Here is a 16,092-nt window from a genome sequence, read left to right as displayed (position 1 = left end):
AGAGAAAGCTACACAATTTGAAGATAAACCAGCCGTGTACATTCATATTGCTTTTCAAATTGAGAACTTATGACCTTTTCTTTTGTTTTTTGAATCTAATTGATTGATTTTAAATAGAGAAATGATTGGCGTGTATTTTGCTGTGTAGGGAACAAGGTACATCAAGTGAGAATTTGGTCATGAAGAAAGTGGCATTTATTACGCCCACCTATCCGGCATTAAGCGAAACCTTCATACAGACAGAAGTGGACTCTATTCAAGCGTGTGGGCATCAAGTCTGTGTGTTTACATTTGAAAAAGAGCATTCGGATAATGTGTTTAACTATGACGTTGTCACTATTGGTGAGAACGTCCCGATGCGTATGCTGAGCCACACTTCGTTGCTCGGCGGATTAAAGGCTCTCCACTTTGTTACGAATCAAAATGGCTTGCCGAAGAAATCGCTCTACTATTACGGCGCTAAATTGGCTTTGCAATTGGCAGAGAAGGGCGTTGACCACGTTCATGCGCATTTCTGTCAGCATACTGCTGCCCACGCGATAGTCGCTGCCAAAATATTGAACATTGGTTGTTCTTTTGTAGGACACGGACACGACGTGTATGAATCCCCACTCGATATCGACAGAAAAATAGAAACCAGCGATTTTGTGGTGGCTGTTTGCAAAGATATGCAACGTGACTTCGATAGTATGGCAAAAGGAAACATAAAGTTGTTGCACTGTGGTGTAAAAACAGAACGATTTGTTATGCAAGAAAAGTCACCGACTGAACATGTTCGATTGGTGTTTTTAGGAAGATTGGTCGTAACGAAAGGTGTCCATTATCTAATCAATGCTCTGCTTCCATTGATCCATCATTACAATATCAGCTTAGACATTATTGGAGATGGGGAGATGAGAGAAGAGTTAGAATCTCAGGTTAACCGCCTTGGGCTGGACTATTATGTTCGATTTTTGGGTCCACAACCCCATCATTGGGTGAAAGATCACTTGGCAGAATATGATTGTTTGGTCGCACCGTTTTGTTTTTCCGACACAGGGTGTGTCGATACTGGTCCGCTGGTTCTAAAAGAGGCGATGGCGGTGGGAACCCCCGTGATTTGCTCAGACATTATGGGATGCAAAGAAATTGTCACCTCTGAAACTGGATACTTGGTTCCGGAAAAAAATGTGGCTGAGCTATCACAGAAAATCTCGGAGTTTGCTCAACTTTCGTTTGAAGAGAGAGCGCAAATGGGGCGTGCTGCGAGAGATAGAGTACTAAGACATTTCAACGCAATCGATCAGGCTAAACAGCTTTCGAACTGGATAGAAAACTTGGCTTAAATTGGCATTAAAAACCTTTACCTACCCATGACGTTACTATGACAAATGTTGCACTTTCATTTTATAAAACAATTTTGCTGTACGGGGAATTTGGAATTTAATTTGAAAGGATAAACGTTATGAAAACACGCAACGTAATAGTGCCTCTGGCACTTCTTGTATCGACTCAAATTTGGGCGGGGATTTTTGGCGATAGCGTAAGCACAAAGTTTGAAAACTATCAGGAAATGGAAGCGTCCGGCATTGTCGAGCAGGGCTGGCTTCCGGCTTTTCTGCCTAAATCTGCCATTAATATCCAAGAAAAACACGATCTAGACACGAATGTCGTTATGGCAACATTTGAATATGATCCACAAGATACTGGATCTGTTCAGGAAAACTGCGATTTGAAGTCTGAGTCGGAGCAAGGTTCACGTTATGCTTGCTCTCATGGGGACAGCGATGCCTTTATCGAACTTCGTAAAGATGGAACGGGCACATTTTCAAGTCAGCCTAAAGTGATTGAATAATTTGATTTCAAAACAATGCCTTGCTTGGTATTCCATCGCATCGTTGTTTAGTAAGTAATCGCAGAGTTCGATTTCTTGGGTTTTAATAAGAAAATGCACAAAGCTGAGGCACAAGCAAAGCTTAGGCACAAAAAAATCCCCAGCTTAGTGCTGGGGATTTGACATTAATGTATCTTGGTTTTTATAGATATTGATTTTTTATAGTGTTGCTATTTCTAGTTTTCTGACGGTGTCAGAGACCGACTTGTTGTCGGTTAGTTTGCAAGCAAAGGTGCTTAAAAGCGATATTTTGTACAATACACCATTCTATTTCAAAATGTAAATGTAAAATGATGAAAAAACGTCTCGCTTTTTGAACACCCGTACTCATTGAGATTAAGCTCATTATAACTGGCTGAATAAGGGTTATTTTTTAGCCGGTATGTTTTTTTCCCCATTAACGAGAATATCCAAATATTGGGTGAGCCTTTTTTGCATTTTGTCTTTGCACATCTCATCATCGCTGGCTAACTCTTGTTTTATAAGCAAAAGCTCTTGCGACAGTTGCGTTACAAACTGAAGTTTTTCTTTTCGATATTGGTTTTCTAATTGCTGTCTCAGTACCGCTGGGTTTTGTACTTTCTTAGGAGTGATAAAGGATTTAAGGGTTTCGACGATCCTATCCAGTAAGTTGTAAACCAAGTTTGCAGAAAACCCCCCAAGCAAAGCGGTTGTTATGCGAATAGCTGCGTGATTTGCCTCTGAATTTGTATCAACGGCTATCATGTCTGTCGTGGATTGTGCGACGGCGTCTAAGTTGATTGGAATAAGCTGAGTGAGTGTAATACCTGATATCAATCCCACCACAAATCGAACCCAATATGAGCTCTCGTGTTTTGGATCATAGACGCCTTGGGTAACAAAACTATTGGCTTTGAATAGCCCAGCAAAGGAAGCACCAATCGCAGACGCGGCTAACAGAATGGCTTGCACATACAACAAATCGGTGCCTTGCAAATCGAACATACTTGCGACCATATTTTCATTGTTAACGGCTCCTGAAAGGCTCAGCCCAATCAATGAAAAAAGGGAAACGAGCGCTACGGCCATCATTCTGCGAATCAATGGCACACTGCCCAAGAATAAGAAGGGAGGTGCCTTTTTGTTTTCGTCATACATCAGCAGGATAGTTTGAGGCTTCGCAGGGGCGACTAACTCTGAGAGTTGATTGTAGATATCGGTTACCTGATGTGCGCGGACATCTTGCTCCTCTGATAAGCCTGAGTTAAGCAGTCGCATTAGATTTCCTGGAACGGTGATCCCTTTTGAAAATGCGTAGTGTGCAAGTGCTTCACATTCATGTTCCAACTGATCTAAAAAAACGCTGTTGGTTACTATTGTAGATTGCTGTTTTTCTAGATCTTCGGTGTGCGGTATATCCATGGTGCACCTTCCTAAAACGTGTAGTTAAGCTGTGCCATAAATATATGGGCATAGAGGTCCAGATCAGCCGATAACGTACCGCGAGGTATATTGTTTCCACCTTCGAGATCAATCGTGACTGGGGTAAATTTGATGTACTGATAACCCATATCGAGTTTCACGTTTTCGTTGTACTGATAGCTCATGCCTAATCCAACATTCCAGCGATCATTATTTGGTGCTCGCGGGCTAACAGCATCAGCTGGTGTAGGGTTCCAATCGTATGCGAAACCCGTGCGCAGTTTTATGTCTTGGTTGTATTGATAGCCCATTCCTATAGCGACGAACCAGCTGTCGTGCCAATTGTTGTCTACTATCGTATCCGCCAAACCGTTCCCGTAAGTCACGGTACTATCTGTGAATGCGCTCCAGCCAAATCTATTGGCGTTACCATACAGCTCGAAATCTTCATTTAACTTATGTAATACCCCAATTTGAAACATAGAAGGCGTATCAATATCAAATTGCGCACTGCCCGTTGGGCTGCTGACGGTGACGCCTAAAGATGCAGCCGCACTTACTAAGGCAGCGTAGTTGGCTGACGATCCTGTAAGTTCTACATCGCCGTTGAATGAATGTGAAATTTTGGAGCGATAAGACAAACCAAACCGAGTGTTTTCGGTCATCTGATATTCGGTTCCTAATGAAAAGCCGAAGGCGAGATCTTTACCCGTAATGGTGCTGGTTACATCGGTATCAACACTTGGAGATGTCGTGGATGTTGCGACCATCGTGCCTAGTTCTACGGTGTAATATTGGAGATTTACCGCCGCTCCAAAAGACCATTGGTCGTTCATTTTCCATGCGACTGTTGGGCTTAGGTTATAAGCGAAAAGTGCCGTTTTGGTGGCCGTGTAACGAGAAACGGCGGTATCAGGGTAATCGGAAACGTATGCGTAGGGAGCACCAATGCTAAGCCCCAGTACTAACCCCGGCTGGTATTCATGGGTAAAGTACAAAGCACTGCCATAGGCGGTATCTATAGGTTGCTTTGGCTCGGCTGGATACCCTGAAACATCCACAGTTCCAGACGTATATGGCGCTGTTGCAGTGGCATTTATTAGTTTGGAGGTCGGCATATCTAATACCGCTCCAATGGAAAAGCGTGTTCCATCAAACCGTGCAATAGAGGCAGGGTTTGAAAACATGGCGCTGATATCATTAGCGCCTGTCCCGTTGGTTGAATAAGCGCTTCCCAAACCTTCAGCACTTTGGTGCAAAAAGTGATAGCCATTCGCCAACGCATTACTGATGGGCAATACTGCAATTACTGAAGATAGAAGCGAATAGGACATCACTTTATTCAGCTTGAATTTGACGTTGTTTATCGATTTTTTATTATTCATTGAGTACATCACTTATCCATAAGTTAGCTTAAGCGCTTCGTCGATTAGAGAAGGAATCTTCTGATTCTGAAATGCTTTGTTCTTGATTAAATAGGGTCTGATAGGCCACCTGATACCCGAGTGCGCGATAGGCTTCAAACTGCGCTTCATCGAAGAATTGGTCTCCGGATGATTGGTTAGGAAACTCTGGGTTTTTGGATTGATAATTGGCGATGTACCGATATTTATCGAAATAGTCATCGTTGCTAGGAACGTCGGTAGACATCGTATCTTCTGGATTGGTCATGACCGATTTTATGTAAAGGACTTTTCCGACTCGCCCATTTCTATAGTGGATTTCTCCATGAGCATGCGCTTGATTTTTTTGCTTTATCTCGTCTAGCCCGGTCATGGTGATTTTGATACCAAAGTCGGTTTGAATCATTCGTATGGTATCCATCAAGCCAGAGAAGGTTCCCTCTGAATCTGCTTCTGCATCGGATATGATGATGAGCCTGCATTCACGACGAACCAGTTCGTACAACCCTAGGTTCTCGAAATGACCACCATCAGATAAGTTGATGTAATTCTGACTAGTATTGATATTGCCTAACAGTTCTCTGAGAAAGTAAGAAGGACCGACACGGTCATTTCTGAATAGCTTTTTCCACCAAGCACGGCTAGAACTCTGTTCTTGGTCATGGATTTTAGATGGGTTCTTTACCCAATAGTCATAACGAATATTGAGCATTGCCAGTAAGAATACGAGAGGTTTTACGGTGTTTCGCCCCATATTTGGCGCAACTGCTGCTCCCGATATTGCCGTGGCGGTTCCGAGGTTAATGCTTGGCTGAGATGCTTCAAGATCTTGAGTCTTACAAAACCCCGTTTTATTACTTCCGCTAAAGCATTTGGAGAAGATGAAGTTTTCGCCCAGTCGATCTTTTTTATAGGCGTTGACGCTTTGTCCACCATTCAGAGTACAGTTGATCAAAGAGTAAGGCGCATATTCGCTATCCAATTCTGAGAGCTTTAGTTTGTCGGTATGGATGATGGGGGCATGAGGAAAAGGGCTCTGTTTTTTAAACAAATAAGCGAGGCTTAACCTATCGCGATAGAATCGATTTACTGCGGTAAAATTGGCACTGCCAGTAAACTGGTTAAGAAACATGAGCGCTATTGTTAGCGACACGATTGCGACATAGCTTGTCTCTTGAGTGACAAGCGAATCACTTACATCCAACACCACTACCCAGCATGCGAAAATAGCGGAAAAGCCGATACAACCGACAACAAGCTGATTACTGATCTTGCTTAGATTTGAAATAACTTTTGCTAGAAGCAAACTGCATACAATGGCGATAGCGAAGCCATTAATGCCCATTTGGTGCAATGATATCCCCCATAGTACAAGCGTTTGATACCATTCAAGTGCCAAGGGTTGAGCTTCAATAATGGCGCTGCCGAATATCGCTGAAACATTAATGGCGATTGCTGAGGTGATTCTGTCTCGCCAAATCCAAGACTGGTTGTTTGAGGAGCTTAGGTTTTCAGTGGCGTTTGTCGTCAGTGCGGAACCAATATAGTTAAGTAACAAAAGCAACATGAGTGATTTCGTCACTGGGAAGTGTGCACCTAAACCAATGTGCTCTAACCACGAGGCATAATCGCTATAAAAGCCAAGTGGTGGTGTCGAGAGAAACGCCATTATCATGGCGAAAATAAGCAGATAAGGCAGCACAACTAAGGCGTTAAGTACGATACCCCGAAGAAATATGGCGGGAACACGTATTGTGTCTAGACCGCCATTGGGAGCCATATAATTCGAGTTGTTCCGTAAGTGGCGGAATTCACTCGGCTCTACATCGCCTTGCTCATGGGTAAAAAGAGCATCGATTGCTTCCGTTTTTTTATCGGCGTACTGCTCGTTTGTCACCGCCCCCGTCATCGCGCTTGAAAATGCAGAACCAATGTAGCCTCCACCTGAAACCGTAGAGAGATAATCAACGTTATTAAGTAGGCCGCTTTTTTTGAATGCTTGAATGACACCGAGATTAAATGTAGCGGAACGAATCCCACCACCAGAAAAGCATAATCCAACTAAGCCAGGGTGAAGAACACTAGAGTCCTCATTCCACATCTGTTCTTGGTTTTTATCTGCAAGGGACTCGATGGTTTGATTAAGAGGAACAGAACGCTGATCCCAAGGTATCAGCGTCTGCTCAAAATCAGGCAACGAGCGGGGGGAGCGCTCTAATGCCTGACCATCTCTATTTATTACCTTTCGTTGCAATACGTGTTTCAATTCTTCCGGTAGCACTACTTGATAGAGATAATGATTGTGCTTTGTTATTTGATCAGCCATATGACGTCCTTGTCTTTTTACACGTATTAGGTCACGAGACCCTAAGTAGGGTCGATAATGCCTTCTGCTAACATTCGCAATGCAGTGAGGCTTGGGATAAAGAAGTAATCACCACCTCGCGTTTCCACGAATCTTGGGATATGAGAGCAGAAAAATGGCTTCTTGCCGGTTTGTTCGTTCCCTTGAATGAGCATGCTGCCATCCGCCGAGACGTCAGGGTTATTAGACATATTACCGATGATTGGGTCTTTCTCATTGGAGCGTTTAAAATCGTTGCCGTAGTTCATCCATTGCTGTTGAACAAACTCGAATTGGCGCTCTATATCGGCATTTAACGCCATGAATATAATGCCTTGATTGCCCGAGTCTTCAGGCGATTCGCTCACGGTGCCATAAGGTAGACCACGGCGAAGGATACGTCGGCGATTTACCAACGCGCCTGGCGTATTGAACGCATCTTTCACACCGTATTCGAGTGCACCTCGTGGGTTGGCTCTACGAACGTGTGAGCCCATTGGGCATGCCGAGCCTTTTATGTCATCACTGTAGTTGAAAGCCGTGAGTTGCTGTTTTAATTCGAGGTACTTTTCTTTATTTGCAGTTGTCGGATTTTCTTTTGCGTTTTTCTGCGCTTTGCGTAATTTATCGTGAAACGCATCAGCTTCCTTTTGAGTTGGGAAAGAGGCTATTGGGGCACCATTCTTCCAGCGACCAACAAATTTCGCCGATAGCGCTTCACTTCCGCCTTCAAAATCTTTGCCGACTTCTTCACTGTAACGTTTGAAAGATTTAACGTTTTGGTGGAGTTTTCGATACACCATAAAAGTGCCATTTTTAGCCAATAGTGGTGGTGTTGGAGCTTTAGGGTATTCAAACGATTCGTCTCGATGTCCAAGTATAAATTCGCCTGTTTCTAGTGGCTCCCAGCCTTCCATTTTAGATGGGTCTTTCCCTGTTGGCTTTCCGGCTCCAAGGACGCGTTCGGCCGGTGCACCTGTTCCTTTGAAAAAAGGATCGCTAATGCCATCTACATAGCCAAAGTGTTCTTTTGGTGTGACTTTTTCATTTTCTCTTAATGCTGCAGCGTCTTGATAAGGGAGTAACTCTCCATTCCCAGCACGGTGACCTTGCAACAACTCTACGCCTGCATCACATATTTCTATCAACCTAAGCAGCTCTTTGTAGCGAATTTCAATGTCTGCTTGAGTTTGTCCATTTATCGATAACCAAAGATGCACTTTTTCTGGCGAATGCCAAATAGGGTCCCAATGCTCGGGTGCGCTTGATAGGTCGTCTCCGAGTATGTCTTTTCTCGCTGGCATACCCATCGCAAAAGCTTGTGGAAAAGATTGAAGTGACTGCTGCGGCACACCGATTGCCTTTAACCCGTTATAAGTAAAACCAACGTTGGTGGTGGCCAAAGGCTTAGGGACTGGCTCTTGGTTTGGACCTGGCTGCCCCCATGGGACAGAGGTTGTGACGTTATTGATGATTTGTCTTAAAAAGCGCCTTGCATCGGCTTCTTTTCGTACCGACAGAAATAGATAGCGCGCATGTGGGTAACCAAATCGTCCATAACCCTTAATAATATTACCTTGGATATCGTGGAGATCTATTGCAGCAGGGGAAGGCGTATCTGACATTATTCTGTCTCCAGTGATGGTTTGTTTTCGGCGACAGAAGATGCGCTGTTCTGGCTATAGATATGGGCGGTTGTTGCGACTTCTTCTAAGCTACTCGCCCCTGCGCTCCAACTCGGTGATGAAAGATTGTCGATGTCTATTGCTCGTTCAAACTCTCGAAACAGTTTTTGAATTTCATGAGCTGGCTTACCCTGGTTTGCGTACACAAAGCGAGAAAATTCTTGCTTCAAAAATAAGCTTTTCAGTTGAGCTTTTAGAGACAAGTCGTTCGAACCATTAAAAAAGAGCTGGTTATCGATTTGGCATTTTTTAACGTATTCGATGAATTGGTCTGCATTGCTTACTTCGTCAAAAGCGACGCAGTGTTGCCAGATTTTCTTCACTTCCCCTTCAGCGTGTTGCCACATGTCGTAGAGGTAGGAGTCCAGATCGCCATAAAAATTGCTACTGAAAACGAGATATTGAGACTGTAAGTGTTCCTCTCTCGCGGGATGACCTTGATAAAACACATCTGAGAGCACGTAAAAGCGGGCTAAATAGGTGTTGGGGACCTTAGCCATCGGGCTGAACCTATCTAACGGAAGCGCATGTAGGTAGTCTCGAAGTATTGCACTGTATGAGGTGTCGTCTTTGCACCCGTTAATGATTGGGCACAATGCTGTTAAGCCGTAGGCGTTGCCACTGGTATTAGACATGATTTATTCCTCTCTTTAACTGGCTTTAGCAAGGCGTTTTTCTACGGCTTCGGCAGAAAGGCTAACGATAGGAGAAGGTGCCATCATTCCAATGTGATCTTGTAGCGAAAGAGTCAGTGCGTCGTAACGCTTTTGAAAATCGTCCGCTGATTCATTGGCTGGCGTTTCTTTAATGAATTCTGAGAGTGAGCTTCGAATGTGCTGCCCAGACTTCACGTCGTTCGAAGCCGCCATTGGGTAGGCGCTGTAGTAGTGGTTTGTCCATACTTGATTTGATGTGATGTAATCGTGAAAGGGTTGCAGTGGCACTGAGCCCGGGTATTTCACGTTGTTTTTCCAGAATAGATCTAAACCAGATGGAATTGCGCTATGGAAAGAGTCAACGTATTGAGCCCAACTGCCATTAAAATTGCTAAAGAAGAACATATAGCTGTACTTAATGGTTTCTTTGGGCTGTGATTCTGAAAGCCTAGGAAATTCATTTGGTTTAACGATCGCCCACCGAGCGTAATGAATCAGAGAAAGCGTGGTTAACCCATTTAAAGACGCCCCAACTAATTTCATGGCTCCAGAGTTAACTGTCCAAAATATGAATTTATTTAGCCAACGCCAATACCATTTTATTGGTGTAACTACGTTCATGGCATACGCCTTACCCGCAATATTTGACATACCACATTCCTGTATAAAGTGATGGATTTTATTATTGTCTACTGGCGCTTTTAGGCAGACCGGTAGACTTGTTGATTATGCGACTTTTGATGGTTTCTCTATTGTCGTATCCGGTGATGTCTCATCGGTGTGACGGGATAATTGCTCGTGTGTGATCGTTAGACTTATCGGATAGGGTTCACGATATTGAACTATTCCAAGTTCTCCTTTGCCTCTGAGAATATGCTCCGACTTCAAGATTGCTTTCAGAATATTAGGGATTTGGATTAGGTTAATGTATTGACCGAAGCAGGTATGCATACCGTAACCAAAATGCATGTAAACGTGCCTTGGGCGATCTAACTTAAATGATTTGGGGTGAGGTAAGTCGCGCCCATCCAGCATTGCAGACTGTGTAGCGACAAAGACTTGCGTTCCTTTCTTTATTTTCTTAGAACGCCATGTGCCTTGCGCTATCGTGTAATCACAATTGGCAATACGGAAAAGACCTGCACCAAAGGATTTAAAACGCAAAGTTTCAAGAACGAATTGCTCTAAGGTGTGCATGTCGTCTAAATGTGCGGCACGTTGCGCCTTTGTAAAAAGTGCTTTGTTATCTAATAGGTAATCTAATACGAGAATAGCGCATTTCGAGGTAGTAGGGACTAAGCCTATAATTATGCCAATTAAGTTGTTGCGAATATCGTAGTCGGTCATTCCTGGTGTACCAGACTCTTGTAACTTCAAACATCGTTCTAAAATATCGTCTTTCTGATCACGTTCGCTAGCTGGGAGCATTCGTCGTTCTTCGATCAAATGATCGATATGAGCGCGTAAGCTAGCGGCGTCTCGTATTGCGGCCTCTTCAATTTCTTTTGGGCAGTCTGGGTAGAAAAGGTACTGAAATAGGTTACAAGTCCAGTTAAATAACTTTTCTGGCTCGATCCCAGAAACACCTAGATATTCGGCAGTGAATTGGCATGGAACAACACTGGTTAGCTCTGAAACTAACTCAATTCTCCCTGTACTGTTTTCCATAATTTGTTTGGCGAGTTTATCGGTTAGTGGCGCTACGATTTTATCTAGGTCGTCACGTCTAACCGCTAAACGCATATTCGACACATCTCTCGTGTAGTCCGGTATATCATCCATTCCTAAAAAGAAGTTACTGCCGTCGGTGATTACTCGCATTTTATCGGCGTAAGTTACACCTAACTCATTGGGACGAGACAGTGCTTCCTGAATGTCTTTAAATCGGGTAATCAGTGCGTAATTCTTATAAAGAACATTGGGTTGAACAAAACGGAGTATCGAAAATATCAGGGGGACGTTGTTCGACGCCCACGCTTTTAGTCGCGCGATTATGCTCATAATTTCTGCCAATTGACGTTTATCTGTTTGCGCACACCGTGAGATTCTATGTCTCATCTAGTGTGAACCAGTGCATTTATTGTTAGAGGAGTGGTTGTTTAAATTAATATGCAACCATTCCTTATAAATATATCGGTCTTAAATGCGGTAAACTGAAAATATCTTCAGATTAGGATCACAAGGCAGTGAGAATGTAACTGATATGAATGTAAACGGTACGTAATGTTGATCTGTATGTGAAAATGAAAAGTTAATATAAAGTTATTTTAAATTAAGTCTTCATTTATACAAAAAATACGCTATAAGGCACGCTGCTTTTATCGCTCCAGTGACCGAATCCAGCGAATGAATGAGGTAATGTGAGGTTCACTCAACTTATAGCTTGGGCAAATCAAGTAATAGCCATAAGGGCTGTCGAAGCTTAGATCGAGCGGGTTTATGAGCGCTCCAGAATCGAGTTCTTTTCTCACCATAAAATCGGGCAAAAGGGCAACTCCACAGTTTCGTGCCAACAAAGGCAAAGACATATAAAAATGTTCAAATGCGACAGGGTAATAATTGGGCGAAATTTGAGTCTGGCTTTTGTTCAGCATCAGCTCCCAAAGCTGAGGGCGGGTCGATTGGGGGAGCAGGGGTAAGCTGAGTACTTCATCTATTGAACTTAGGTTACCAACGCTTGGATTAGCAACTAAGATGAGCTTTTCTTGAAATAGCCATTCCGAATGCTCATAGTGCTTGGCTATTGGTAGGCAACGAATTGAAACATCAGCATCTATCCCTCCCTTGGGTAACCGCCCATCCCCAGTGTTAACCGATATTCTTAAGCGCTGATTTTGTGCGAGAAGCTTGTCTATTTCAGGCAGAAGCCAAAGGTTGGCAACAGAAGGGGACACATTAAGTTGCAGTAAGTTTGTTTCCGAATGGGTTTGTTGCATTTCGGCACTGGCTGTCTGAATGGCTTCTATGCCTGGTACGACTTTACTGAGGTACTGGTTTCCCGCTTCTGTCAGTACCAATCCACTTCCTTTTCGGATAAATAGGGCTTGCCCAAGCTGAGTTTCAAGTAATTGAATTTGTTTACTTATTGCCCCTTGGGTTACGTAAAGCTGTTTGGCTGCCTCCGAAAAGCTGAGGCACCTTGCGGCAACAATAAAGGCTTGAAGCGCTCGGCTAGAGGGCAGGTGTTTGGTTAACTGCATGGTGGCTACTTTCCGTATGGGTGAACAACTTCTGCTTACTTAAGATTTTAGAGATTAGATTTAAAGGTGAATCACCATTATTCCATTTACTCATACTAGTGAGAATAATTCGCTTGTCGGGAAATCGCAAAGCTTTATCTTGGTTATTAATTAGTCAGAGGCTAAGTAAGCCGAAGCTAAGTGATCATAAGCTAAGCAAACGAAAAGTTAAGCAACCGAAAGTTAAGCATTCAGAAATTAAACAAGCCAAATAAGGCACGTAAGGATTCGCCATGACTCATCTCATTCACCGACATTGCCACCACGTACCTCCCACAGTGAAAAATGGGCAAGGCATCTATCTTTACGATCAAAATGGCAAGCGTTATTTAGATGCGTGTGGCGGAGCAGCGGTCTCTAACCTCGGTCATAACAACCAAAAAATTAAGAATGCCATGATGCGACAAATGGAGGCATTACCATTTGCTCACAGTGGCTTCTTTACAACCGATGTTGCAGAAAGATTAGCCGATACATTGGTGTCTGTAAGTCCTAGCTCACTTAACCATGTTTACCTTGTTAGTGGTGGGTCAGAAGCCGTTGAATCGGCACTGAAACTTGCGCGCCAATACTATTTGGAAAAAGGTCAGGGGAGTAAATCTCAGTTTATTGCGCGCCAACAGAGTTATCACGGAAATACGTTAGGTGCGCTTGGCGTTGGTGGCAATGAATGGCGTCGCGCTCCATTTCGACCGTTGCTGAAAACGACGCATCACATTTCCCCGTGTTATCCATATCGAGATAGGCTGGAAAGTGAGTCCGAATTTGAATATGGGCAACGTGTCGCAAACGAACTAGAAAATAAGATTCTTGAAGTGGGTGCAGAGAATGTGATGGCGTTTGTCGCGGAAACAGTGGTTGGGGCGACAGCGGGTGCATTGGTGCCTGTAGAGGGGTATTTTGCTCGTATACGTGAAATTTGCAGCCAGTACGATGTGTTACTGATTTTAGATGAGGTGATGTGTGGAGTAGGCAGAACAGGGTCATTTTATGCATTTGAACAAGAGGGGATCGTACCCGATATTGTGACTGTTGCGAAAGGTCTCGGTGGTGGATATCAACCCATTGGCGCAGCCATTGCGAGCAGCCAGATCTACAGAACCATCGCCAATGGTTCCGGTTATTTTCAACATGGGCATACATTCAATGCGCACCCAATGGCTTGCGCTGCCGCATTGGCGACAATCAATGAAATTGTTGAAGGAAACAGCGTTTCAGATGTTCAGGTCACGAGTGATTTGCTTTTTGAAAAGCTGAATGAAGCGTTTAGTGATCACCCAAATATAGGTGATATTAGAGGAAGAGGATTATTCATTGGTATTGAATTTGTCGAGGATAAAAAAACGAAAATGCCTTTTTCTTCAAATAGCCAATTGGAAAAAAAGGTGAAGAAAATGGCGATGGAAGAGGGGCTAATGTGCTACCCAATGAAAGGCACCATCGATGGTCAAAATGGTCATCACGTGTTGTTGGCGCCACACTTCATCATGACACAACCGCAAGTATCAGAATTGGTTGAAAAACTACAAGCAACCTTTAGCCGACTGTTTTCATTGGAGGCAGTATGCCAGCCATAATCGTTGCTCCAAATGGCGCACGAAAGATGAAGGGCGATCACCCTAATATCCCAATATCTATAGAAGATGTTGTTAAAGATGTGAAAGCCAGCGCGCAAGCTGGCGCAGCGATGGCACATGTGCATGCTCGAACGTTAGAGGGAAAGCATACACTTGGGATACGAGAAAACGCTGCTCTGCTTTCTGAACTCAAGGCTGAATTAGGGAATCAAATTCTGATTCAATTGACCACGGAAGCTGTTGGGCAGTTTTCACCAACAGAACAAATGATCTTAATTGAAAAAGTCCGTCCGCCCGCAGTTTCGTGTGCCATCAAAGAACTGATTCCAAATAAAGCGTCTGAAGCGACAGCGCGAGACTTTTTCAGCTTAGCCAACCAACAAAACATTCTCATACAGTGGATTGTTTATGATCAAACGGATCTCACGCGCTACTTTGATTTGCTCAACCGACAAATTATCCCCAATACGAACCAGCATTTATTGATTGTTCTTGGGCGCTACCACAAACAATTAGAATCTCAACCCGCTGACTTATTACCCATGTTGACTCCACAGCTTCTTAATTCGGATATTGCTTGGGGCGTGTGCGCTTTTGGGCGATTGGAACAGCAGTGCCTTATCTCTGCTATGTTATTAGGTGGAGATGCACGGGTTGGGTTTGAAAATAATCATTTTTTACCAAATGGAGAATTGTCTCCGGGAAACGAGTACCAAGTCGCTCAACTTGTTCAGCAAGCAAACGCACTCAACCTGAATGTGATCAATGCTAAAGAATTTGAGTCAATATTGAGATGTGACGAATAACTTCATGTTTTAAGATGAAAATTTCGCATACTAAATTAGACTATGTTATTTGTTAAAGTTGTAAAACTTACGTAAACGGAACTATGTTTCCAGAGACAGAAACGCATGTGTGTTGCATGCTAACCAACAGAAGGAAAGGGATATGACGTTCTTGAAAACGGCTTGTGTTGTGATGGGGTTGACTGGTGCATTGGGTTTAGCAACAACCGCGAACGCAGCTGATGACTTTGTAACTATTGGTACAGGTGGCGTTACAGGTGTTTACTACCCAACGGGAGGCGCTATTTGTCGTCTGGTGAATAAAGGGCGTAAAGACCTTCTGTAGAGAGTACTGGTGGTTCGGTTTATAACATCAACACGATTCGTGCTGGTGAGTTGGATTTGGGTATTGCTCAATCAGATTGGCAGTATCATGCATACAATGGTTCAAGTAAGTTTGAAGACAAAGGTCCATTTAAGGATCTTCGTGCTGTATTTTCTGTACACCCAGAACCGTTTACTGTCGTAGCACGTGCAGATGCAGGCATTAAGACATTTGAAGATCTTAAAGGTAAGCGAGTAAACATTGGTAACCCAGGTTCAGGTCAGCGCGGTACGATGGAAGTACTGATGGGCGAGCTAGGTTGGACAATGAAAGACTTTAAACTTGCCTCAGAGCTGAAAGCGTCTGAGCAGTCTAAAGCGCTTTGTGACAACAAAATTGACGCAATGATCTACACAGTTGGTCACCCAAGTGGAGCAATTAAAGAAGCAACAACATCTTGTGACAGTGTGATTGTAGAAGTAAGCGGTCCTGCTGTAGCGAAACTTATTGCCGACAACAGCTTCTACCGCGTAGCAACCATCCCAGGTGGTATGTACCGTGGTAATGCGGAAGATGTACAAACGTTTGGTGTGGGTGCAACGTTCGTAAGTTCTACTGACGTAAAAGAGAAAGTGGTATATGAAATCGTGAAAGCGGTATTCGAAAACTTCGATACCTTTAAGCGCCTTCACCCTGCATTCAACAACCTGAAAAAAGAAGAAATGGCAAAAGATGGTTTATCTGCGCCTCTTCATGCTGGTGCAGCAAAATACTACAAAGAAGCTGGCTTAGTGAAATAAATCATATCGCTTTTTAGTCAAA

Annotated in this window: 12 protein-coding genes and 1 pseudogene; 5 read left to right on the top strand and 8 right to left on the bottom strand. The window is 43.6% G+C overall.

The window, feature by feature from the left end:
* The first annotated feature begins 179 nt into the window (after positions 1–179).
* Positions 180–1,325, top strand: a complete 1,146-nt coding sequence (locus LDO37_RS11450) for a glycosyltransferase family 4 protein (protein WP_126609178.1) — start codon at positions 180–182, stop codon at positions 1,323–1,325.
* 119 nt (positions 1,326–1,444) lie between these two features.
* Complete coding sequence (locus tag LDO37_RS11445) at positions 1,445–1,834, top strand: hypothetical protein (protein ID WP_101115198.1); 390 nt, start codon at positions 1,445–1,447, stop codon at positions 1,832–1,834.
* Positions 1,835–2,239: 405 nt separating this feature from the next.
* Here the strand turns inward: LDO37_RS11445 and LDO37_RS11440 are convergent, their stop codons facing one another.
* The 8 genes from LDO37_RS11440 to LDO37_RS11405 all read right to left on the bottom strand — a co-directional run bounded on the left by LDO37_RS11440 (position 2,240) and on the right by LDO37_RS11405 (position 12,544).
* Entirely contained in the window at positions 2,240–3,256 is a 1,017-nt protein-coding gene (locus tag LDO37_RS11440; protein ID WP_126609587.1) for a hypothetical protein, read from the bottom strand.
* Between the two features lie 11 nt (positions 3,257–3,267).
* Positions 3,268–4,641, bottom strand: a complete 1,374-nt coding sequence (locus tag LDO37_RS11435; protein ID WP_185829921.1) for an OmpP1/FadL family transporter — start codon at positions 4,639–4,641, stop codon at positions 3,268–3,270.
* A 28-nt stretch (positions 4,642–4,669) separates the two neighbouring features.
* Positions 4,670–6,985, bottom strand: a complete 2,316-nt coding sequence (locus tag LDO37_RS11430; protein ID WP_126609585.1) for a patatin-like phospholipase family protein — start codon at positions 6,983–6,985, stop codon at positions 4,670–4,672.
* Positions 6,986–7,026: 41 nt separating this feature from the next.
* Positions 7,027–8,628: a Dyp-type peroxidase gene (locus LDO37_RS11425; RefSeq protein WP_126609584.1), complete on the bottom strand. Its 1,602-nt coding sequence runs from the start codon at positions 8,626–8,628 to the stop codon at positions 7,027–7,029.
* On the bottom strand, positions 8,628–9,323 hold the full coding sequence (locus LDO37_RS11420) for a hypothetical protein (RefSeq protein ID WP_101115203.1): 696 nt from the start codon (positions 9,321–9,323) through the stop codon (positions 8,628–8,630). The genes LDO37_RS11425 and LDO37_RS11420 overlap by 1 nt, the downstream gene beginning before the upstream one ends.
* 15 nt (positions 9,324–9,338) lie before the next feature.
* The gene (locus LDO37_RS11415) at positions 9,339–9,995 is read right to left on the bottom strand and encodes a hypothetical protein (protein WP_126609583.1); all 657 of its coding nucleotides are present in this window, start codon (positions 9,993–9,995) and stop codon (positions 9,339–9,341) included.
* 75 nt (positions 9,996–10,070) lie between these two features.
* Entirely contained in the window at positions 10,071–11,345 is a 1,275-nt protein-coding gene (locus LDO37_RS11410) for a cytochrome P450 (protein WP_185829920.1), read from the bottom strand.
* Between the two features lie 317 nt (positions 11,346–11,662).
* Positions 11,663–12,544 carry a LysR family transcriptional regulator gene (locus tag LDO37_RS11405; protein WP_126609581.1) on the bottom strand — a complete coding sequence of 294 codons (882 nt, stop codon included), beginning with the start codon at positions 12,542–12,544 and terminating at the stop codon, positions 11,663–11,665.
* Between the two features lie 272 nt (positions 12,545–12,816).
* Between LDO37_RS11405 and LDO37_RS11400 the strand changes: the two genes are divergently transcribed.
* The 3 genes and pseudogenes from LDO37_RS11400 (at position 12,817) to LDO37_RS11390 (ending at position 16,070) form a co-directional block, all read left to right on the top strand.
* Positions 12,817–14,160: an aspartate aminotransferase family protein gene (locus LDO37_RS11400; RefSeq protein WP_126609580.1), complete on the top strand. Its 1,344-nt coding sequence runs from the start codon at positions 12,817–12,819 to the stop codon at positions 14,158–14,160.
* Positions 14,148–14,966 carry a 3-keto-5-aminohexanoate cleavage protein gene (locus LDO37_RS11395; protein ID WP_126609579.1) on the top strand — a complete coding sequence of 273 codons (819 nt, stop codon included), beginning with the start codon at positions 14,148–14,150 and terminating at the stop codon, positions 14,964–14,966. Before LDO37_RS11400 ends, LDO37_RS11395 begins: the two co-directional genes overlap by 13 nt.
* 142 nt (positions 14,967–15,108) lie before the next feature.
* Positions 15,109–16,070 (top strand): annotated as a pseudogene (locus LDO37_RS11390) (TAXI family TRAP transporter solute-binding subunit).
* The last annotated feature ends 22 nt before the right edge of the window (positions 16,071–16,092 follow it).

It is taken from the genome of Vibrio penaeicida (genome assembly GCF_019977755.1).
GTDB lineage: Bacteria > Pseudomonadota > Gammaproteobacteria > Enterobacterales > Vibrionaceae > Vibrio > Vibrio penaeicida.
Note: the sequence above shows the minus strand (reverse complement) of the source record. Positions and strands in the feature narration are given on the sequence as shown.

What these genes read in the sequence shown, in the direction of transcription:
- LDO37_RS11450 (WP_126609178.1), top strand. Translation starts at nt 180, where the DNA reads ATGAAGAAAGTGGCATTTATTACGCCCACCTATCCGGCATTAAGCGAA.
- LDO37_RS11445 (WP_101115198.1), top strand. Translation starts at nt 1,445, where the DNA reads ATGAAAACACGCAACGTAATAGTGCCTCTGGCACTTCTTGTATCGACT.
- LDO37_RS11440 (WP_126609587.1), bottom strand. Translation starts at nt 3,256, where the DNA reads ATGGATATACCGCACACCGAAGATCTAGAAAAACAGCAATCTACAATA.
- LDO37_RS11435 (WP_185829921.1), bottom strand. Translation starts at nt 4,641, where the DNA reads ATGAATAATAAAAAATCGATAAACAACGTCAAATTCAAGCTGAATAAA.
- LDO37_RS11430 (WP_126609585.1), bottom strand. Translation starts at nt 6,985, where the DNA reads ATGGCTGATCAAATAACAAAGCACAATCATTATCTCTATCAAGTAGTG.
- LDO37_RS11425 (WP_126609584.1), bottom strand. Translation starts at nt 8,628, where the DNA reads ATGTCAGATACGCCTTCCCCTGCTGCAATAGATCTCCACGATATCCAA.
- LDO37_RS11420 (WP_101115203.1), bottom strand. Translation starts at nt 9,323, where the DNA reads ATGTCTAATACCAGTGGCAACGCCTACGGCTTAACAGCATTGTGCCCA.
- LDO37_RS11415 (WP_126609583.1), bottom strand. Translation starts at nt 9,995, where the DNA reads ATGTCAAATATTGCGGGTAAGGCGTATGCCATGAACGTAGTTACACCA.
- LDO37_RS11410 (WP_185829920.1), bottom strand. Translation starts at nt 11,345, where the DNA reads ATGAGCATAATCGCGCGACTAAAAGCGTGGGCGTCGAACAACGTCCCC.
- LDO37_RS11405 (WP_126609581.1), bottom strand. Translation starts at nt 12,544, where the DNA reads ATGCAGTTAACCAAACACCTGCCCTCTAGCCGAGCGCTTCAAGCCTTT.
- LDO37_RS11400 (WP_126609580.1), top strand. Translation starts at nt 12,817, where the DNA reads ATGACTCATCTCATTCACCGACATTGCCACCACGTACCTCCCACAGTG.
- LDO37_RS11395 (WP_126609579.1), top strand. Translation starts at nt 14,148, where the DNA reads ATGCCAGCCATAATCGTTGCTCCAAATGGCGCACGAAAGATGAAGGGC.